This window comes from Ruegeria sp. SCP11 (assembly GCF_040329455.1).
In the GTDB taxonomy this organism is placed as follows: Bacteria; Pseudomonadota; Alphaproteobacteria; order Rhodobacterales; family Rhodobacteraceae; genus Ruegeria; species Ruegeria atlantica_E.
In genome coordinates, this window is record NZ_JBDZYG010000003.1 from 110,752 (window position 1) to 131,269 (window position 20,518).

The 20,518-nt window shown below is 52.8% G+C and carries 19 protein-coding genes; 4 read left to right on the forward strand and 15 right to left on the reverse strand.

Features of this window, described 5'->3' with window-relative positions; genetic code table 11:
* The first annotated feature begins 241 nt into the window (after nt 1–241).
* Together ABLN94_RS06080 and ABLN94_RS06085 are read left to right on the forward strand one after the other, a co-directional pair.
* Nucleotides 242–658, forward strand: a complete 417-nt coding sequence (locus tag ABLN94_RS06080) for a hypothetical protein (protein WP_352990402.1) — start codon at nt 242–244, stop codon at nt 656–658.
* 185 nt (nt 659–843) lie between these two features.
* On the forward strand, nt 844–1,341 hold the full coding sequence (locus ABLN94_RS06085) for a GNAT family N-acetyltransferase (RefSeq protein WP_352990405.1): 498 nt from the start codon (nt 844–846) through the stop codon (nt 1,339–1,341).
* A gap of 428 nt (nt 1,342–1,769) precedes the next feature.
* On the opposite strand, the gene ABLN94_RS06090 is transcribed toward ABLN94_RS06085, so the two are convergent.
* From ABLN94_RS06090 to ABLN94_RS06110, 5 genes are all read right to left on the reverse strand, one after another.
* The gene (locus ABLN94_RS06090) at nt 1,770–3,140 is read right to left on the reverse strand and encodes a sensor histidine kinase (protein WP_352990406.1); all 1,371 of its coding nucleotides are present in this window, start codon (nt 3,138–3,140) and stop codon (nt 1,770–1,772) included.
* Between the two features lie 169 nt (nt 3,141–3,309).
* Nucleotides 3,310–3,693 carry a response regulator gene (locus tag ABLN94_RS06095; RefSeq protein WP_352990409.1) on the reverse strand — a complete coding sequence of 128 codons (384 nt, stop codon included), beginning with the start codon at nt 3,691–3,693 and terminating at the stop codon, nt 3,310–3,312.
* Between the two features lie 16 nt (nt 3,694–3,709).
* Entirely contained in the window at nt 3,710–5,665 is a 1,956-nt protein-coding gene (locus tag ABLN94_RS06100; RefSeq protein WP_352990412.1) for an ATP-binding protein, read from the reverse strand.
* A 204-nt stretch (nt 5,666–5,869) separates the two neighbouring features.
* Nucleotides 5,870–6,208, reverse strand: a complete 339-nt coding sequence (locus ABLN94_RS06105; RefSeq protein ID WP_352990415.1) for an Hpt domain-containing protein — start codon at nt 6,206–6,208, stop codon at nt 5,870–5,872.
* A 27-nt stretch (nt 6,209–6,235) separates the two neighbouring features.
* A complete protein-coding gene (locus ABLN94_RS06110) occupies nt 6,236–7,183 on the reverse strand; it encodes a response regulator (protein ID WP_352990417.1) in 948 nt (315 codons plus the stop codon).
* Nucleotides 7,184–7,759: 576 nt separating this feature from the next.
* On the opposite strand from ABLN94_RS06110, the gene ABLN94_RS06115 reads away from it, so the two are divergent.
* Both ABLN94_RS06115 and ABLN94_RS06120 read left to right on the forward strand, forming a co-directional pair.
* Nucleotides 7,760–8,428 (forward strand): hypothetical protein, encoded by a 669-nt coding sequence (locus tag ABLN94_RS06115; protein WP_352990420.1) that lies wholly within the window; start codon nt 7,760–7,762, stop codon nt 8,426–8,428.
* Between the two features lie 274 nt (nt 8,429–8,702).
* On the forward strand, nt 8,703–9,869 hold the full coding sequence (locus ABLN94_RS06120) for a 4Fe-4S double cluster binding domain-containing protein (RefSeq protein WP_352990423.1): 1,167 nt from the start codon (nt 8,703–8,705) through the stop codon (nt 9,867–9,869).
* Nucleotides 9,870–10,027: 158 nt separating this feature from the next.
* Here ABLN94_RS06120 and ABLN94_RS06125 read toward each other — a convergent pair whose 3' ends face one another.
* From ABLN94_RS06125 to ABLN94_RS06170, 10 genes are all read right to left on the reverse strand, one after another.
* Nucleotides 10,028–10,210: a type II toxin-antitoxin system RelE/ParE family toxin gene (locus tag ABLN94_RS06125; protein WP_352990426.1), complete on the reverse strand. Its 183-nt coding sequence runs from the start codon at nt 10,208–10,210 to the stop codon at nt 10,028–10,030.
* Nucleotides 10,211–10,271: 61 nt separating this feature from the next.
* Nucleotides 10,272–10,571 carry a hypothetical protein gene (locus ABLN94_RS06130; protein ID WP_352990429.1) on the reverse strand — a complete coding sequence of 100 codons (300 nt, stop codon included), beginning with the start codon at nt 10,569–10,571 and terminating at the stop codon, nt 10,272–10,274.
* Nucleotides 10,572–10,827: 256 nt separating this feature from the next.
* Nucleotides 10,828–12,075: a phospholipase D-like domain-containing protein gene (locus ABLN94_RS06135; protein ID WP_352990432.1), complete on the reverse strand. Its 1,248-nt coding sequence runs from the start codon at nt 12,073–12,075 to the stop codon at nt 10,828–10,830.
* Nucleotides 12,072–12,635: a hypothetical protein gene (locus ABLN94_RS06140; RefSeq protein WP_352990435.1), complete on the reverse strand. Its 564-nt coding sequence runs from the start codon at nt 12,633–12,635 to the stop codon at nt 12,072–12,074. The genes ABLN94_RS06135 and ABLN94_RS06140 overlap by 4 nt, the downstream gene beginning before the upstream one ends.
* A gap of 62 nt (nt 12,636–12,697) precedes the next feature.
* Complete coding sequence (locus tag ABLN94_RS06145) at nt 12,698–14,707, reverse strand: hypothetical protein (protein WP_352990437.1); 2,010 nt, start codon at nt 14,705–14,707, stop codon at nt 12,698–12,700.
* A 356-nt stretch (nt 14,708–15,063) separates the two neighbouring features.
* A complete protein-coding gene (locus tag ABLN94_RS06150) occupies nt 15,064–17,478 on the reverse strand; it encodes a nitroreductase family protein (protein WP_352990440.1) in 2,415 nt (804 codons plus the stop codon).
* Nucleotides 17,424–18,062 carry a TOMM precursor leader peptide-binding protein gene (locus ABLN94_RS06155; RefSeq protein WP_352990443.1) on the reverse strand — a complete coding sequence of 213 codons (639 nt, stop codon included), beginning with the start codon at nt 18,060–18,062 and terminating at the stop codon, nt 17,424–17,426. Before ABLN94_RS06155 ends, ABLN94_RS06150 begins: the two co-directional genes overlap by 55 nt.
* The gene (locus ABLN94_RS06160) at nt 18,059–19,363 is read right to left on the reverse strand and encodes a YcaO-like family protein (protein ID WP_352990445.1); all 1,305 of its coding nucleotides are present in this window, start codon (nt 19,361–19,363) and stop codon (nt 18,059–18,061) included. The genes ABLN94_RS06155 and ABLN94_RS06160 overlap by 4 nt, the downstream gene beginning before the upstream one ends.
* Complete coding sequence (locus ABLN94_RS06165; protein ID WP_352990448.1) at nt 19,356–20,237, reverse strand: thiopeptide-type bacteriocin biosynthesis protein; 882 nt, start codon at nt 20,235–20,237, stop codon at nt 19,356–19,358. The genes ABLN94_RS06160 and ABLN94_RS06165 overlap by 8 nt, the downstream gene beginning before the upstream one ends.
* Before the next feature lie 24 nt (nt 20,238–20,261).
* Nucleotides 20,262–20,465: a hypothetical protein gene (locus ABLN94_RS06170; protein WP_352990451.1), complete on the reverse strand. Its 204-nt coding sequence runs from the start codon at nt 20,463–20,465 to the stop codon at nt 20,262–20,264.
* Nucleotides 20,466–20,518: the final 53 nt, after the last annotated feature.

Here is a 20,518-nt window from a genome sequence, read left to right on the forward strand (position 1 = left end):
AGACAGGTTCTTGTTCTACAGCTAGGCTCCAGCTAAACCGACAACGGCTGAGATGAATACTCGGGATAGGGGTAAGCAGGAATTGAGGTACGCTTTTGTTGCGTTGGTAGTGGTTGCGTTAGGTTTAACGCTAGTCGCGGTCTCTAAGTCTTCCCTTCTAGAGTTTTTTTGGGAAAACGACTCCAAGCTTCAATCTCGGGACGAACTACTCGGAAGACCTCTTAGGTACGCAACGTGGAAGTTGCCAGACTACATTGTCGAGAACTGGGACGAACTAAACACCAGCGGTGCGCTAGATCATCCCGATGCTAAAACCACGCTTGAGGATATTGATACAATAGCTTTTTTTCTCGATGGCTGGGATGATGTTAGTCAGTTTGAATTCATTGAAGTTATCCCGCTTGATGTCGCCGACATCAGGGCATCAAGCCCGGAACTCCAGGTTTTAGTCTACATGTTCGACCTCGATAGCGGAGGCAAAACCTCACAATATCCGACAATACTGTTCAACACGAACTCAATGAGTGGCTGGCCAGAAAAGTGTCGAGCAGTATTCGCATATGGTGTGCTGCGCTTTGTCGCTAGCCCGGCTGACCTCATTGCGTACAGTAAGAAGCTCACTTCGCAAGAGTATTGTACTGAGTGGACAAGCGACTGAGTGCCAAGCTCTGCTTGCACTTTGGGCTCACAGCGGTCATCCGACAGTTTCGGTAGGGCATATGTGCCGTCCCGACGTGTTCAACGGCGGCAGTGCGGACAAACCGGCCGTCCGAGCGCGGCGGCAATAGTGCCATGTGATCATGCTAAGATCGAACCATTCGGATGACTATTGGAGCTTGGCCTATGAAAATTCTCGAAGTCCGGTCGCAGACCGAGATAGACGAAGCCGCGAGTCTCATGCGAGGTTTGTATGAAACAGTCAGGTCTCTCAACCGTGATGATCTTCAACGCATTGAAGAGTATTATCGAGGTTCGTGGTTTTTTGATCGCTCGCCAAAAATCCCACCCGAGTACCGACCGCCGCAAGGTGATGTTCTTATTGCCTATCTGGGTGATAGGCCCGTTGGAACCGTCGCTGTACGTCGAATGAATCGTGATCATTGCGAACTAAAGTCGATGTTCGTCGCAAAAGATTGTCGAAGCAAAGGAGTGGCATCGGCTCTTTGCAAACGCGTGATTGGGCTGGCTAGAAAGCAAGGGTATCACACCGTGAGGCTGATGACGGGTGAACGTCAGGTTCCTGCCAGGCGGCTGTACGAAAGGCTTGGTTTCAAGATGGTCACATCCTGGGATGCCAACCCACACGAAGCCCACGAATATTTCGAGCTAGTCATCGCGTGAATTTGCCGTAGTCAGGCCATTCCTGCGGCTTTGAACCATTCTGCGATGGGCTTTCATCGGACAAGGCTCCTTTTGCATAGCCAGTCTATCTTCCTAATTTTACCCACTTGGCGGGCTGGGTTGACGGTCACACCTTCGTGCGACTGCTACTTGATGAAAATCGAAGGCAACAATGGGCTCATAGACTTGTTCAGGCTCAACGCTGAGAACGTCCGCAGTGAGCCCATATTCACCGATGCTGCGCCTGAGGCAAATGACGGCTTAGCAGGTGATAACAACTGCTAAATGGCGACTTGCGAGGCCGTTGGAGCAGCAGCTATCAACCCCAATCTCTTTGATATGCCGCGCAACAGTATTATTACCATTTGGCCAACGGCATCTTTTGCCAATTTGTAACATGCGCTATTTTTTCAGCGGAAAGTATCAAATTAAGCGCTTAGAACAGCGCGCTTCAATTCGACGACGAACGTGGTTCCTGGACCGTCGTTCTTTTTGTAACTGATGCTGCCGTCATGAGCACTCATGATTTGCCTGGAAATATTCATTCCTAAGCCAGTGCCTCCGATTTTCCGGGTATCTGATGAGTCTATCTGTGTGAAACGGTCAAACACCTTTTTGTGGTCATCTTCGGACAGACCAATTCCTTTGTCTCGGAACAGGATTTTCACCCGAGTATCTTCAACCTCCATCGAAACCAGAACATCACTGTTGGCCGGTGAAAACTTTACGGCATTGGATAAAATGTTTGCAAAAACTTGCTGAAGCCTTTGTTTGTCGCCGCGCACTACTATGGTTTGATCCGGCAAAGCAGACCTGATGGACACAGCATAGTCGGAAGCGACAATTCTGGTGTCTGCGACAGTATCGGAAACGACCTGACGTATGTCCAGAATCTCGTGCGCGTACTTCATGCGGCCGGACTCTACACTTTGTAGATCCAGGATCTCATCCACAAGCTTCAGAAGCCTGATGCAGTTACGATGAGCCACATCCAGAACTTCAGCCACCTTTTCCGGCAACTCGCCCAGCTTTCCTGACCGGGCGAGGTCAACCGATCCTCGTATTGACGTCAGGGGTGTTCTGAGTTCATGGCTCATCGTCGAGATGAATTCGGATTTTGCTTTGTATGCTATTTTTGACTTCTCGTGCTCCTCTCGAAGCAATTCAAACTGCGCGACGCGCTCTCGGTAAACTCTCAGGTAGCCACGTGAGCTGTCGATGACGAATGTGAGTACAAAGATACTCGTGAACAGGTGTGCCCAGAGTTCCGAAGTCATGGGAGCATCTGTAATCACGATATCTCGGATCGGTATGAACAAGAATGCGCCTCCGAAACACAGCAGACGCGTAACCAGAACGTGCATGACGTAATGGCTATGCATCGCGGAGAATAGTGCCGCTGCGAACAGAAAGAACGACGCCATAAAATGGGTTGTCGGCCCCTGAATGACAGCAATGCCGACTGAGTAGGCTATGATCAAGGACGTACTGAACAATGTACTCAGATACAGCCAGGGCAGAAGACGCCAGGCCGCTTCCTGGTCCGTATTATTGGAAGCAATAACGCGGTTGAAAAACCAATGGTCATAAAGCTCTGACGCGATGAGCAACAACGTTAGGATAGCGGCAAACTTGCCATCATAGTAGAATCCCGCAAGTGCAAGAGCTGCGGCAAATATGAGCAATCGCTGCCAAGTCAAATCCAATCCGACTTGGCAATAATCTTTCATTTGCCGCATCAAAGGCGACATCGCAACACTTGCTGCCCCACCCGTTTCAACTTCAGGCGGACCGCTCAAATCAAAGCCCCCTTATCCGACAAATGTGCACTCTTTTTAGGCGCCTTTCCTTATTAGAATACGCTTTATGGTAGAGAGTCCGTGTTTGGAAACAACAACAAATTTAGCGCCCTGCGTTGGCAGGTAATGATAATGTGAGGGTTGCAACACTTCTGGCGGGAACAGGAAGTTAGACTGCATTCTCAAGCAAAGATTTCAGTTGCTCGGGAAGAGTAAACGGGTCGAATGGTTTGGTTATATAGGCCAAGGCACTTTCACTTGCCTGCGAATTCTGAAAGCTAGACTCAGCCTTTGCCGTCATGAAGACAACAGGTGTGCTCCGAAATTCCGGGCGCTTTCGCAATTCATTGAGGAGTTCTGACCCGTCCATGTCAGGCATCATGACATCCAGCAGCAACAGGTCCGGTTGAAGACCGGTCAAATTATTCAACGCATCTTGCGCGGAATTGAACTGTGTGACCTCGAACTCACCGACGAGTTCCAACGACATACGGGTGATCGTCAGAATGTCTTCATCGTCGTCTACATGTACCACTTGTTTGGGGATACTCATTGCACACGCCTTTCGTTCATACGGTCTGGCTACCGATTTCGGCAGTGTTGGTCTTTTCGGGGACCTCAATTCTCATGTCGCCAGAAGAAGGCGCATCACACGTAAACATAACCTGGAACTTGCTCCCTTTCCCGTAGGTGCTGGAAACCGAGATCTGCCCGCCATGCAGTTGGACCAGATTTTTTGTAATCGCAAGGCCAAGACCAGTCCCCGCCTGACCTTTCTGGTTTGCACCTACCTGAGTGAACCGGTCAAAGATCACGTTCAACTGATCATCCGGAATGCCATGCCCGCTGTCTTCAACGGTAACCAATGTCGAAGTCGCATTCTTGACGACAGAAATAGTGATAAATCCACTGTCGGTGAATTTTATGGCGTTATTGAGAAGATTTACGAATATCTGCCTCAGGCGCAAAGGATCGCCCTCAATCCTAACTGGTTCGGCCAGCACCTCCAACCGAAGTCCTTTTTCTGTTGCGGCAGGACCAAACTCATCTCTCAGTTCGTTCAGTAGGATGTCGAGTTTCACGGTTTCAATATTCAACTCGGCATTACCCGAACTAAGCTTGGCCCAATCAAGTACCGAATTGATTAGTCCTAGCAGATGCTTGCCGGAAGCTTCCGACTTTGTCGCCTGATTGACAACCACACCGGTGAACTCGTCCAGCAGATGTACCAGCATGGAGTCCGTTTCCAGCTTATTGCGCAATGCTTTGTATTGTGGATAGAGTTCGACCTTACGCAGAAACGCGATGTATCCCAAAATGACGGACAGGGGTGCCCGCAACTCGTGGTTCATGTTGTTGATGAATTCGGTTTTTGCGCCCACCGCCTCTTCAGCCGTTTGAAGTGCCTTCTTCAGTTCCGTGATGTCCGTTCGAATTCCGACCGTACTGCCGTTGCTGGTTTGAGATTCTGACACCTTGAGCCAGCTTCCGTCCGCAAGTTCGATTTCCGATTGGGCATTGGGATTGGCATGAAGCTCAAGACGTTTTGCAATCCAATCCTCTTCGCGCCCTTTTGCCTCTGGGTACTGGCCTTGCTTGACCTCATCGCGAAGGATGGCTTCGAAGCTCATCCCAGGCACAATAAGGTTGTTGGAGGCTTTGAAAAAATCACGGTATTTCTGGTTGCACAGAACCAATTGATCCTGCTGGTCAAAAATGACGAACCCGTCATGGATCGACTCGATTGCCTCTATCAGCTGTCGTCTGGCTTCGGCCCGTTCCACGATTAGCCGCCGCGCGTAATTGACACCAAACAGTGCAATGAAAACCAGAATAGCAGTTGTGAGTATCAAGACCGGACGATGCGCCGTATCTGTATTCCAACCGCCTGCGGGCGTTTTGGCCAGTTCCAGCCTAACATCACCCAGCTCGAAATTAGCCAGAACCGGAGCATCCGACCATACGGCTTCAGCACCAAATACCACCCGAGTGCCAGTGTCTGCATCCCCGATCCGCGCTGAAGATGCGAATACGAGTGGCTCGGCCTCCATTCCGGCCTCAGTCAGAATCCGATTAAAATCGAGAACGATATTTCCGACGATATTGTCCGGCCCGGGTTGGGCATTTCGCAGCAAAAGACCCAGCCCGCCCTGAAGCAGTGTCATCGGGCCGACAATTATGGTCTCCTGGCTGTCCAATGCACGCTGCACCGATGCCATTTGCTTGGGATTGGCGCGATAGTCGTATCCAAGAAGATCGCGGTTTGGCTCGACAGGATGAACATCGGTGATGATGAAATCTTGGGAACGCGCTATGTTGACGATGCTTGGATTGTTATCCCGAAGCATATGGGCCAACGTCTGAAATTCAGCTTCAGTTTCAAACAGCTGTGCCGCGGCGAGACTGCGCGATATGTGGCTGTAGCTTTCAATAAGCCGTTCCAATCGAAACTTGGTCAAATTGAGGGACCGTTGAACTGCGGCGCGCTCTGCCTCAAGTTTCTGCCCAACAATTGCCTGGTCCATGAGCATAACGCTCAATCCGCCAAGAAGGATGATCGCAGCGTAAATCAACGACAAGGATCGCTTGTGCCTTCGTTTTCGTTGTCTCAGCGTTTCTTGTCGTGTGTTCAAACCGACTTCTCAACACTTAAAAGCATTCTTTATCTTTCCTTTGTGCAATTCTCTTCAAAATCCACTCAGAAAAGGTGTGTTTCGAAAGAGCGTTGCCTAACGTTCCATGTCTCTCAAGCGCGCCATCAACTCTTGAACCCTTGGTTCAATCCCCGCCCAGCCCACCTGTTTCTGCTTGAGCTTGATGTCTATGTCCTCGGCTAGATCACCAACGGCGGCAAACCCAAAAGATCCGGCCAGACCCGCAATCTTGTGGCATTCCCGCCGAACCCGAGCCAAAGCGTCAGGGTTTTCAGCATCAGCTTTCAAGTCCTCTGTAGCAGTTGACAGTGTTTTCATTCGCTCTTGGCAAGATGAGACAAATTTGTCGCGCAGTTGCCTGAGAACCTCGTTTATCTGTCCGGCACCGGATGTATTTCCAGAACTAACGACCATCGTATGTCACCAAGCTCATCCGCTCTTTCAATGTACTATTGAATTTTCAGCTGAATACCCGCCCAGTACGGCTGTGGACTCCCTTGTGTTCTGCAACGCTGTGTCCAGTATCTCAGTAGCCGACAAAAAGTTGACAATTCCTCTGGCGTTGGGCGTCCCAATCTTCATAAGAACTGGCATCTGATCCAGATTGGAGTACCAGTCATTCATTGTTTGCAGCTTCATTTCGATCTGACTGGAAATTTCTTCGACCGAAACTTCAGGAATACGTTTGGCCAACGCGACAAAAAAACCTGAACCAACGTAGGAGACAATCGCATCGTTGATCACCAAAACTTCCGCGATCACTTCGGCGACGTCCGACATTGTGCCCTGAAATTCCGAGTTGTCGAGTGTCTGATATAGCTGCCACGCATTCACAACCTGAAACGCAATGGCAATATGACTGAACAATCTCATGGTGCCGAGCTTCAGAACATAGTTCTGCAAGGCGAGGTAGTCCATGCAGGAATGATCTATCTGGAGCCGAAACGGCTCCTCGAAGGATAGCGCATTTGTTGTCGTGTTTTGCATCAGAACCGCTTTACGAGCAGCGCGCTCACGCGCCATGCCCGAAGCCATTGTCATGCGTCCCTGCAGCTCTCGCCGGTCGACTGGCTTGGTTAGGTAATCGGTAGCACCAGCAGCAAAGGCCTTGTCCACGCTTTCGACTTCGGACCGTGCTGTGACCATAACAATCGGAAGCCCAGTTGTGCTTGGCTCAGCCCTCAGAAGGCGACACAACTCAATACCATCCATTCCGGGCATATCAATGTCCAACAGAATACAGTCGAAAGGGCTGGAGTTCTCTCTCACAAGTGAGATCGCGGCGGCCCCCGAGTTCACTGCGCAAACCTCTTTAAATCCGCAGGCAGCGAGTTCGACCGAAATCAAATCACAAAAAATTGGTTCATCATCAACAACCAAAATCTTCATAGTGCTCACATGCCAAAAAGGTGATTTGGGAAATCTGTTTTCTCGCATAGATAGAAAACTTATCCAGCCGCTTGGTCAAGCGAATTATCAAAGCAAGAAGGTCAATTCCATCCGAAAACCTCAATCTGAAGAGTGGTGTCCTTCCGCTAAGCCGTGCATCTTGCGCGGGAGTGCGCTCAGCAATCCCCGTTTGAGTCATATAACAAAGCTTGCCACTACCAAATTAGCAGAATGGGTAAAAAGCGGACCTTCGTACACCCATAGCGAAAGTCAACTTTGTCCCGCAAACCGGAACTGCAAAGTCTATTTTGGAATGTCCGGTTCGGGCTGACTACGGTCCTTTGGAGTGAAAATGCGGATGGCCGCAAAGTCCGCTCACCAGCCATCTGAAACTTGGTTTTGAACGTCCGGAATCTGCGGTTCGCGACTTGCTGCACTCGCGATAGACCGAAGCGTGATCAAAGGCGGCTTTGGGCTCTGAGAGGACCTCGGAGCAATCGCAGCATCCTGTGATATTGGACCGCGTCAACGTCGGGTTGTCGTTGTGGGTGGGAATGGCGGATCGGAGGATCAGTCATGGAAACACCAAACTTACCTGCCATTCGCGCGCTTCGCCCAGCCTGGAACAAAGGCCGTATCGTTGGTCAAAAGCGCCCGCTGAAACCAAAACATGTCTGGGCAATCCGAGTTCGCCTCGAGCTTGCCGGCAACCACCGCGATCTTGCACTCTTTAACATGGCAATCGACAGCAAGCTTCGCGGCTGTGATCTGGTGAAGATGAAGGTGGTCGATGTCATATCATCGGGTCAGATCAAGGAACGCGCCTCAGTACTGCAAAGCAAGACGCAAAAACCTGTGCGCTTCGAGATCTCCGAGGACACCCGTGCCTCTATTCAGAAATGGACGGTTCCCTGCGAACATACCAAATATCCGTATGATCGTGGAGCCTTCGAAAATCGGCGCCGTGATGGTTTGGCTACATTAGAGAACGGCCTTCCAGCTTGGCCGGTTGCAGAAGAAAATGGGATTGCATTCCAAACTTTCAGACAACGGCTCAAACGAGGCTGGTCGGGTGAAAGGGCAGCAACTGAAGGTGTGCGGGAAATGGCTCATGATCCGGATGATGAATGGGAGGTAATCGCGCTGGAAAACGGGCTGTCTGTTCGCGCTTATCGCAGCCGTGTTCAGGCAGGGTTTCCTGAAGCTATCGCCGCAACAATGAGGCTAAGTTGGCGCCAGTGGTAAGATATTACCCTTAGTGAACATGTCGGCCCAAACGACTTTCGACACCTCACTTGGATGCTGCGTTTGCAGCGCGCATAGCTGCCATTCGCTTCGATGGAAAAACTGTACCGCCCAAATTCCCAGATAGCGCGAAGACTTCAACATTGTCACAAGTGTCCAATCTCAGGCACGTACAATCGCACAACAGCTAAAGTGGCGACGCCCCATTTGGAAGTACAGGAGATCGAGTCCCCTACCCTTTGACAACAGCCTCACCTCATAGCATCGTTTTCCAATGAGCTATCCCTCCAACCACCCCAGACGAGCGGGCGACACTGCGGCAGGCATTGATGTCACAGACGAATTCGAACGTTTCAATCAGCGCAATGACATTTTCACTCGCGCCTTCTGGGATGAGCGTATTCGCAGCAAACAGACAGACGCGTTCTTTGCCTCGTACAGGATGGAGGCCATCCCTCGTCGTGGTGATGGTTTCACCCAACGCGATTTCGCGCTTAGAAACGCCTCTTGGCTTATTTCAGACTTAATCTCGGAAAGAGCTGGCGAAACCGGTAAGCGCGAGGGCTTCCAGGCCCCGATCGCTAACGACACACCCGTCGCCCCGACACAGCAACCGGTCGGCGATCCTGCCGCGATGGCCAAGGAAATCAAACGCATCGCGAAGTTCTTTGGTGCCAATCTCTGCGGCATCACTGACATGGACGACCGCTGGCTCTACGCAAACCGCGTTGACACACGTGACTTCTCTGACGCGCCAAATGACCTACCAGTAGGTTTGACGTCCGTCATTGTGTTGGGCCATCAGATGGAGGAGGAACTTGTCGCCACCTATCCTTCCGCTCTTGCTGGGGCCGCCACTGGACGTGAATATTCCCACGAGGCCGGCGTCGTGATGCAGCTGGCAGCCTATATCCGGAATCTGGGCTATGAGGCCACAGCCTCCATGAATGACACTGGTCTCGTGATCCCCTACGCGATCAAAGCGGGCTTGGGCGAATATGCACGCAACCAGATGGTGATAACACCTGAATACGGGCCGCGCTTGCGGTTCTCCAAAGTTTTCACGAGCCTTCCGCTGACCCATGATTCGCCTAAGCCATTGGGTATAAGCGCTTTTTGCGGCATCTGCACTAAATGTGCTGATGCCTGCCCAGTCAAGGCGCTGCCTTACGGTCCGCCTGAGACTACCGAGAACCCGTCGGCCATCAAAGGTGTGCGCAAGTGGACTTCCGACGCAGCTAAGTGCTTCGGATTTTGGGCCAAACTGTCCTCCGATTGTGCTATTTGCATGCGCGTTTGCCCTTTCAACCGGGATTTCACGCGATGGCGGCACCGTCTTTGGTTGAAGTTGGCGTTGTCGCCCTTTCGCAAAGTTGCACTCTGGCTCGACCGTAACCGCGGCAAACGCTCCAAGCCCGCTGATTGGTGGCAAAGCTCGTGACCTCAAGCATGATTGAGACCTCGGCATAAATCCAAGCATTGATATTTTCCCAGCCGTGAGCGGTTTCATCAACAGCCGTGTCAGTTCGTTAAAGACGGCCCCTAGATTACGAGAAACACCGAGCTTTCGCCCTGTCGTGCGTTGCGATGGATCGCCTTTTAATCCGAGAACAACACCGACCAGTTCGCCTGCGCATGGACGATCCTTACGACATCGATGAAATCATCCTCCGCAAGGTAGATGATCAAATGCCTCCAGTAGGGATGAATCCGTATCGCTGGTTTGAATTCCTGCCGTCGTCGCGCCATCTCCGGGATTTCGGCCAGAAGCTTCAGTGCCATCGCACTTCGTTGTGAGAAGCTGCTCGACGATGATGCAGAACGCGACTTCCAAACCTAGCTGTCACCTCTGGAACTTGCCCGCCTTCTTCTGATGCGCCGGGTGCCCTGGCCATTCCCGTGCGACGCAGAAAGGTGGCGCTACAGGGTTCTCGGCGCTGTTACCCCAGACCTCGATGACGTCATCGCCGGGGAGTGATCGTTCCCGCCCTCGCCCAAGCATCCAAACCTGCCGCTCCACATCCGTCCAGCCCTTCTGGCAGGCGTCGCCATTGTGGAGCGCGCCGGTCCAGAAATGCTGCAGATGCTCCAGGCGCATACCTTCGGTCACAACAGAAACCGGTTCATCGAAGAAACCGACCATCTAATCAACCTGGCGTTCGGGCTACGAGGCCCTTGCCAGATGCAGTTAATTTGAGACTGGCGACACTCGTAATCTCAAATCAAGTGCCCAGCTAGGCGAGAACCGCCGCAGTTTTGCAATTAAGTGCCAAGTGACATTGGTGTCTCATTGCTTGACTAAAAAGAGAAAAACATATATCTGATAATTGTGGGTGAAGATAACTTTATCCATTTGTTAGAAGCCTCGGACGGCTGCAGTCGTACCGGGGTTTTCTAATTCAGGGCACATTTATGCCAGTTGTTTTTTCCCAAATGTCATCGAAATCTTTGCAGAATACAGCCGTTAAATCCGGTGAATCGCGAAGAAGCATGCGGTGCTCAGAGTGTCGTTTCGATGAATCAACTGACATGTTGGCAGTACCGGTTGCAATACAAGAACGCTCTGGGCAGAGGCAGTACTTCTGATGCATCGTACGTGCTGACGTACGGACTTCGACCGACAAAGCTTCCTGAGCAACAATGGAGCGCAATCTGATTGCCACTTCCCCTCCGACACTCGCATCTAAAATAACGCGAACCAAGACGCCTGACCTGGCCGCATCTAGAAGCGCACCAAATTCTGCAACCCTTGGGGACAGGCCAAACATCGCCAGCCAGAGCCGATCACCGGGACGAGCCGCAAAGATAACCGCAAGCGAGAGAGTTGTGATCGAGAGTGGTCGCATGCGGGGCTTTCCGTTTGGGCCAGCCAACATGCAAGCCCGCTCATGATTATCGCGCGCATAACCGAAACACTGATCACCGTCATTCATGCGCCCACTGAAAGCAATCATCGTTTGGTCGGAATTCTCAAGAGATGCCAAGCTCAGGGCTCGCATTTGACCAGCTTCTGCAACGGGCGGGGGTGGTCGCTTCAGTTGCGGAGGCCTACCACAGAGAGCTGCATATGTAGTTTCGGCGGCCGAGGCTGGTAGAGACAGCTGTCCGTCACACCAAATCGCCTGAAACTCCAATGCAAATCGCGCAATAATCTCCAATTCACCAGGAACATCAGCCGACAAATAAAGGGTGTTCTCAAAGGACTTCCTTGCTGTTCGAGTCCAGTTTGCACTGCCGCAAACAAGTGCGAAAGGCCTATCGTCTACCAAAGCGATGACCCCCTTATGATGTAGAAAACCAAGACTGGCATGATAAGACCAACGCCATTGCTTGCGTTTCCTGTCCCATACGTAAGGCTGATCACAAGTATAGCGCAGCTCTGCTCCGGGAATTTCGTTCGGGATAGGGTCAGGTATCATCGACGGCGCATGTTTGAACTGCCCCCAATCGGCTAGAACGCAGAGCTGAACACCTCGCCTCACGCGGCAAAAAGTGACAAAAGCTTGCGCAAGCTCAGCATCGGTGAAGGAAAAAGTCATTACCAGCAAGCGGATCTCACGATCAGCCGGAAGTTTAAGCAGTTGGTCGAGAAACTCAGTGATAGCATCATAAGCGGTCCGGCCCTGGGACGTGAAGTATGCTTTCACTGCGCTTCACCATGGTCATCAGCCACCAGAATCGCTGGGCGCAGGTAAGGCAATGAAACGGAACCGAATTGCCGCACGGGCAGCTTGTTGTAATAGTTGGTGTCTTTCGCACGGCGAGGAAAACCAATGCAGTATCGACCAACCAGTCGATATCCGGGAAGTTTGCCTTTTAGGGCCTGCTGAACACGGCCGGGGGAGGCGAGCTGCACGCTGTCAATCACCGTATCCGCATGCAAGGGGCAGATTCCTTTGGTTGGCCCAGCCTCCCTATAAGTTGGATCGATGGAAATGGGCTTGTCGCGAGCTTGTAGGCCATAGGCACGCGCGGCGCGAAGAGCATCATCTATCTGGCTGGGTGTTGGGAGCGCGTCCAGCCGCCGAGGCGAAAGAAGAATATCAATATCTGCGGCAGCCTCTGAATTGTCGACGGCGGACCCAACAAGCCACAGGTTGAAAGGATCCAACACGACCAGTTGGCGCAACTCACGCAATACCGCTTGGAGAGCTACTTTACTAAGAGGAGTATGCGGAAGCGTAGATCCGAAAAGCGCAAGCTGCATAAAGAGGTGCGAAAGGCTCGGAAGAGTTCCGAAGGAGGATGGAGGAGGTGCCGTAGGTAGCGTCACAAAACCGTCTCCAATTGAAACTCACAAATATGTGCTGTGTTGCCCGCTTCCCCAGGCAGCGCCTCGGTCAGGCATATAGCATCGGCTGTCCGGATCTCGCGTGCCAAGAGGTCTAATGATAACGGGTGCCTAAGATCGACCCACAATGGCTTGGGCAATTCGATGCCAAGTGTTGGCCCGGCCAAGCGCGACCAACGGCGCGCAAAGACACGCAAAGGAACACCGTTCGCCTTGCAGTCTGCACGGACATCGACCAGTCGTCCTGCACCACCACGTGTAAACCAGCGTCTCTGCATTCTTTCCGCCGTCATCCACCAAGTGGCGCGGCGAGTAATAATGCGGCCCATCTGCTCACGTGGCTGGGCATGGCAGCCTTGTAGAGTATTGAAATCGGGAACGCGCTCTAAAACAGGCGACATAAAGAACGGGGTCGTCAAAGCGATCAGCCAATAGGGCGATCCCCATTGCCGGTTAGGCTTTGTGCCTCCGAGGTAAATCGGAGCCAGTCGGCGCTCACCGTGATAGACACCGATCGTGTTGGTCTCGATCTCGTGCCTGAGCGTTAGGGCGTCCCAACTGATTGAGTTCACGCAAGTCCTTGAACTACCTGGCGGTTCAATTCTCAGTTCGCATATTGGACGGTGGCGCTGCAGATCGCTTGCTGAACCGCCCGCAATGATCTCAGTGAGAGTCCATGGATTTGACCAATGTCGCAATAGGCTATGCAATCTTGTTGCAAGATCGCGCGCAAAGTCACCTTGACCGGAAGTATGATAGGCGGAAAGCCACCCGATTCCACCATAGATTTCATTCAATACGATAGGGCTCTCGGTGTCTATCTCAGCAGTGTACTGAAAGAACGTAGTAACTGGAATGCGTCCCTTAGGGAGGCGCTCAATCTGATCCAAACTTTTGTCCTGTTGCGCGATTATCCCTGGCAATCGATGCAAGAAGCCGACAGTATCGAGACACGTCCCGCCTTCGCCAAAGAGCTGGGTGAACACGTGAAGCGCGCGGGCAAAATCACGAGACACCAATACTCTAGATGAGAGAGCATGACGTAGATGGGCAACCGCTGCTGTCTGGACCTCTTCAGGTATCTCTACAGGCTGTGGAAAATTGGCCGTCTCGAAAACCGGAGAACCAGATTGGAGGATCGACTTGAGAGGTTCGCCCCCATCAGCAAGGATATCACGCAGGATTTTTACACGCTTGGCAGAATTGGCAGAAGCGATTGCACGCGCTTTTTCCTCCATACGTCGTAATTGTCCAGCCCGCTGGATCGCGAGTTGGCAACAACTCTCCTGTTCTGTTAGCACTGCGCTGCCAAAACTCCCCGGCAATACCTCGATTACACCGTAGTGTATCAGGCGTTCCGCCAAAGCATGCGGAGTCTCTTGCCCTGATAGGCCCTCCAGAACTTTGATCAGATCGTCCCAGCTAGAAATGCGCCTTAGTTGACAAAGTTGATGCGAAAAATCATGTGGCAAACGGGCACGAACCGGCTCAAGTCCCGACACGATACGGCCACGCCAATTGCCGATAACTGTACGGAAGCATTCTGCCCCATCCGCTATCCATCGAAGGCTTGGCGCAAGGTGAAAGGACGAATGCTCAAGTCTACCGCAAAGCGACCCAGCGCTGCCTCGGATTGCCGTTTCTGCCGCCGGTGTAAGCCAGCTTTCGCGTGAGGCGTTGGACCAGTCGAAGCGAAGCTTCGCCTCACCTGATCGCACCAGGCCAAGATAGAGGAAGCTTGCGAAAGGTGACGTCTTGGTATGCGCGCGACCCGCATAGGAAAACAAAGACAGCTCTACTTGTCGAGATTTCTTGGACAACGTCAGCCCTAAGACGCCGATCTTGTTCAAGCGACGGCGCAATCCCGGTGCAGCGAGTGTCAGCGGTCTCAGGAAGGCCTCTTTCCGAAACAAGTCCCAAAGCAATGGCCGCGTATGGCTAATCATCTCAGCGTCCAGACATGCGTCTAGATCGGAGAATTCGTCCATAATTCGGGTCGCCGCGTCCACCCACACTGATAGGTCTGGATCGGAGATGGTCTCAGCCACCTTCGCATTGGCGAGCGCGCGGTGGGGCGCCTCGGCGATGATGGCACGTTTCAGCGCAAGTGCCGCTTTGCGCTCAGTTTTGTTCAGAGAGGGTATCGCAGCATATAATGCAGCCGCGGCAGGCTCTCGATGTCGACGCAACATGACCAATGCATCAGAGCATCGAGCCACACGCCTACTTGTCTCAGCTGGTATGGTTGCGGTCAAATCTGCTAGAGCAAGCGCTGCGACCCGGATCAGCATCAGGCTGTTCGTTGCTCCAGTGGTCGTATCGACCAGGGGACGCACTTGTTGGTTCATCCCGCCCCCCCATTGCGCTGGTTGTCGTCCAGAGGGCGTTCATATCCCAAATGAAGAGCCAGAAGAGGGCAGCTGGTATAGCCATCCCAGCCCGCAACCTCCTTTAAACCTTGAGAAATTATCCCAGCAGAAAAACATCCACCGAGCCCGAGATCGGTCGCTGCCAACCAGGCGGAGGCGAGCGCGGCACCCGCCGTTGTTAGCTGCGTGGTGTAACCGCGCGCACCAAAACAATCGCCTGCCATATCAAGATCGGCCACAGCTATTATCGCCGACGGAGCATTTGCGAGGCTCTCTTGCAAGAAACATTGTTTGGCGGCTTCCGCGTCGAAAGCCGCTATGCGGGACAAGCTTCCAGCGGGTTCGGAATGGTAGATTCCAGTACCAAGATCTTGTGCATCTCTGTTCTGAGCAAGAAATAGAGTGATATAGCAAGGTGGCGCGCCGCGCGACCTTAGTCCGTGTACTCCCACCCATCCTGCTCTTAGGATCGCAGACAGCATCTCCTCAGAAGGTGATACCTCTATAAAGCTTCGGACAGCGCGGCGCCGATAAGCGGCGCGCAGGTGTGTGTCGATGGTCACATTTGCGTTGTTCTCGCCCTTTGGCGCCGCCGAGTTTCTGGTCAATTCAGCCACACGCAGAGCGGGAAACAGACGATCCATCGCACCCTGTTCCTCGTCATTCCTTTGAGCAGTAGATCGAAAGGCCCGATCCTCACAGCGCAGTACAGGTGCCGATGGCGTGCCCAGCCCAATTGCAACGATGGGCCAGGGATGTTCCGGCTTTAGAGGAATGCCAAAGGGGACCATGAGATCAAGATCGAAATCTCCGTACTCGACACAATCGATTCCCTGGGCCTGTGAGGCTAAAGCCGCGTAGTGCAAAGCGACACCCGCATCCATGTGGACAACGCGCAAGGCAAAGTCACGGTACTTCCGGCGAACGCGCGCCAGATCACCAGCTATGATCAGAACAGCTTGCGGAAGACCCTCGTGCGCGTCCAGAGCTTTGGCGAGTTCGTTGTCATGAAACGGACCAAACGGGTGAAGACTATGATCACTTGGTTCGTAAAGATAAATACACCTATCCAAACCCGGTACCGATCGCGCGAAAACCCAGATCCTTGGTGAGCCAAGGTTGCCGCCAGATGGCGCGATGCGTCGCGGCATTGAATCTGAGCCGGCCTTTTGTCCCCCAGCAAAGCTAAGAAGACCAGCCAGAGCTTTCAGCGTCAAGTCACCTGTCTTGGTTCTTGATGCGTCAGCTTCGATAACTGCTTGTGGAAGCAAAATTTTCTGGCGTCCAGGCAGAAGAAGACCAACCTCCCGCGCCAGGGCCAAATTACTTGCGCTATAGTGATTTTGATGGTCGCGCCGGCTGAGGATACTTCGAGGGGGAAGCGCCGTTTTAACATGATAGCGCCATGCTTCCAGCCGCGGATCATCGTCAACAAGACGTGTTCCCCCGACCATACACTCGGGACAACCAGGCTGTCGAACAGGCCGGAATTCTTGACCAGTCACACTTCCATCTGACTTGCGCAGATAGCGGAAACCGCTCCTATTGAGGTTTGTTGAGAAAGTTAAACACACTGTCGTAAGGAGCTGTTGTGCCGCCAAGCCAAGCGCCAGGTCCGTCAAAATCTGATCAGGGACACCCACGGGATGAGGTTTCTGACGTTCGAGACATGCCGGACAGAGGGAGATGCCAGATTGCAAGATTGGTCCGATGGTTGCAGCGTCTGCGCCCAAACGGATAGGAACGACACCGCGCGTCCAATCAATTGGTCCAGCTCTGTCGAGCGACAGGGCGATGGTCAACCCTTTCTCATCGTCGTCCTTGGCCAGTTTAAACCCGTGACCAAGTATCAATTGCGTGAAAACCTCCGCAATGTTGCTTGGTCCGACAACACGGATAGCGGTTGCCTTAATCCGGGAAAGGGCTTCGCCACGATGCCTATTGCACCGGGTATCATCATTATGGCGTCCCAGGAAGGCCGCCGTATCCTCATGTTCCTCTGTATCAAACAAGCCAGTGGCCATGTCCTCCAGGCAGCCGCGAGAGCAAAGCAGTGATACGCAATCTAACACGCTGCCTTCATCGAATTCGGGAAGAGCATCCTCAATCTCTGCAATGCTATGCGTTCCGTCAAGCAATGGGATAACACGCTGCAAGATGATCCGGGCGCTCCGCCCAGCGATGACATCTGGCGTGCCGCCACCTGCGATCAAAACGCCATCCTCACCAATCGGACCAATCACAATCTCTGGGATGAAGCGAGGTCGCTCGGGCAGTTCAAGTTCGTGATCATGGGCAAACGCGCGTCCGGCAGCCTTCGCATGAAAGTGAGAACTCATGGAGATTGCCCCTTTGAAACCGGGCCTAGTGCACCACGCAAAGCGCGCCAATAGCGCGTGCCTGGTTCGCTCTGTACGCCACATCTTGCACAGCCGTGAACCCGTGTCACCGTTTCTGAGCGCAATGCCCCGCTGGCTGGATCAAGCAACTGAAGTCGCCCAGCTGCTTGCGACCCTCCTTGAATTTGCGCCCTTACCAAGGCAGAGCCAATGCGCACCTGTGCTGGCGTAAATCCCGCAATTCCAATCTCAGGCCCGCGGTCAAAACACGCATCAAGCGCCAGTTCCCGGTCAGCGATCGCCGAGTTGCTGAGAAACCTTGTGCGATAGCAAGCATAGCAGGCGGACAGCCCCGGTCGGATATGGGGTCCGACGCGGACAACTGAACCTTCTAGGGTAACGTCGCACCAAGGAACACTAACCTCCCACAACGCCTCATCCAACGCATCACTTACGGCAAAATAGCGACGCCATGTGGCTAAAACGACAAACGTATATTCGGAATAGCGCTTAGGTGCGCCGCCGTCCTCCTTGGCAAGCGGCCTAACGGTTGTATCTTGCAGATGATCAGCAATCTCCTTGGCCACCGAGACACCGAAGCGTCCTGCGGTCAATATGAGGACCCGATCTGTCATGCGAACGGGATCGGGTCTGGGTTCACGCGAGTTTCAGCAAACGTCCGACCTGTCGCCATCCGCATATAGTGATACAAACGGGGCGTCCCAAGATAGCGCGCCCGATACGAAAAACTCAGCGGCATCAAGCTCGGCAATATGGCTCGAATGATCCAGAGGCCCACATCACGCAATTCGTCGGTCGTAATGTCGACCGCGACGGCCTCATGTCCCTTTGAAGCAAGAAGCTCGGTCAGAGCAACCAATTGTTCTTCTGGTGTCTGCGCCTCGGACAATGATGCGCATGCCGGCATATGCAGCATATCAGGACGGACGGAAGAAAGTAGGAAATCGAACGCCTCGAGACGATTTCCGTCAGCATAGTAGGCTGCGCCATCGATTACCTCCGAGAAATCTTCGGGATCGTCAGGATACGCCCGATCTTGATACAGCACTGTGCGCAAGGGCCCTGCCTCGCGTAATGCTTTTCGAACAGCATCCTCCATCGTTAGTGCGGAGGCGCAAGTCATGGATATGGGCTGATCAAAATCGCCGCCCTGTACTCCCATGACTGTTGGTACACCAAGATCTGTCGTCGCATCGAAGAAGTTGTAGCTGAGTTGACCGATATCCAGTCCATCCATCGCCTCAGCCACTAATGTGTCTGTTAGTCTTGGCAATGGTAGCCTGCCCAACCAAGTCATTGAGATCGCATCTCGCTCGACGCACTCGCAAATACCAGATACGAGCGCAGAAGCTGGATTGGTATGGCCTGCAGCTCCAGTGGAAATCTGCAGCCAGAACAGCTCTCCTGCCCGGGGGACCATGGACAGATGCACCATTATCGCTGGAACAAAAACATCACGGTCGTCGACAAGTGAAAACCCCCGAACCCAACGAATTTCTTCATCCTCAGAAAAGGCTTTCAACGGGCACTTTGGATGGCTTAACTCAGCATCTGAGCATGTTGCAAAGCTCTGAAAGTTCAAAGCTTTATCCTTCAAAGATGCGGCCGAGCACACTAAGAAATCAGTCTCGTCATAAATCAGGCAAGCGTAACGCTCCGCTGCTTCCACGACAGCGCGCAATAGTGCGAGTTCTGGGTCGCCCCCACTGCCGATACCTGACCTATGACGTTTGGTTTGAATATTTGGCTTGAGCATCGAAAGATCGCCAATGGGCGCCGATATTGCATTGAAGTCAGGCTCACGCAAAATATGGGATATTCTGCGCGGAAACATGACAAGCCCTGTCTTCGGCTGCACCAAACTTGCGATTGGATTGTCTCGCCGAAACTTCTTGAAAAGGCCAGTCTCAAGCATCTGTGCGCACTCCGGCGCAGGCATGCCGAAGCAGAAGGGCGTAATATGCTTCTTCGAGAGGGAAAAGACCAAGACGATTGTTCATCAAATGGGCAAAGCTACCGGCAAGCTTTTCCGGCGAAATCGCTTCTTCGGGCGTTTCACGATAATTGTTTGCAGACTTCTCAAGAGCGCGAGCCCATACCTCGCCAAGCGGTCGAGCCCGTTCAGGCAGGGACAAGACATCTGCAAGATCACCCTGATCCGCCAACCTTACGGCTTTGTCCTCTAGTTTGCGCCAAATCACGTCACCCACCTCGCCAGAAGTGGAAAACCAGAGTCGCGCGTAATCCTCCCAGTAGTTCTCTGGTTCAATGGCCGGTACAAAGCGCCGCCGTGCTTCGTCCATGAGTGCAATTACGATCGATTTACGCGAATAATAGCCGCGGTTTTCATGCTCCAAGATCTGCGTTGCGACATGGCTGGAACACTCGAACAGATCCTCCGCAAAACCCATGCTGGTCTTGCCAAATTTATCTGTCTCAGGGAGGTACTCATCCTCGGCAACTCGAATGACGGCGTGATCCGGCACAACATATCCGAACTGACCTACGGCCAAAGCTGACCGGTATAGAAATGGAGGCTGACGAGGCAGGGCTTGCAGGGCGCGAAGACAGATCGCATCAAATTCCGAGGCTTGCTGCGACGGCAGGCGTACTCTGAGCCGAAGATGAGGCCCAGAGGAATCTGCGAACCGTATAAAGAACCAGCCATCAAGATTGGGAAGGTCAAGAACGCTAGGCATTAAATCGACGATCAAACGATCAAGGCCATTGCGAACGCTGCCAGTATAGAGCCGTCTGTAAATCCACGAGGGGCTTGTCACGTTCCGCATGCTTGTCTCGCTACAAAGGACGAATCAACCACTGCCCACGTTGGAAGACAGACAAAAAAGCGTCGAAAGCGTCCCTGCACAATCACATAGAACTGTAGAGAGGGTGTTGCCGCAATCGGTCGACAATGCCTCTACAGAACCGTCCAGAAAAGCTGGAGCGTCAATAGCGAAAATCTCTTCGCCGATTTCTTTGACTTCTTCGATCGACAAGTCAAAGGGGTGAGCCATGTCGAAGCCACTCAGCAGAACATGAACCGGTGGGACGGGTGGGTTGGATGAGG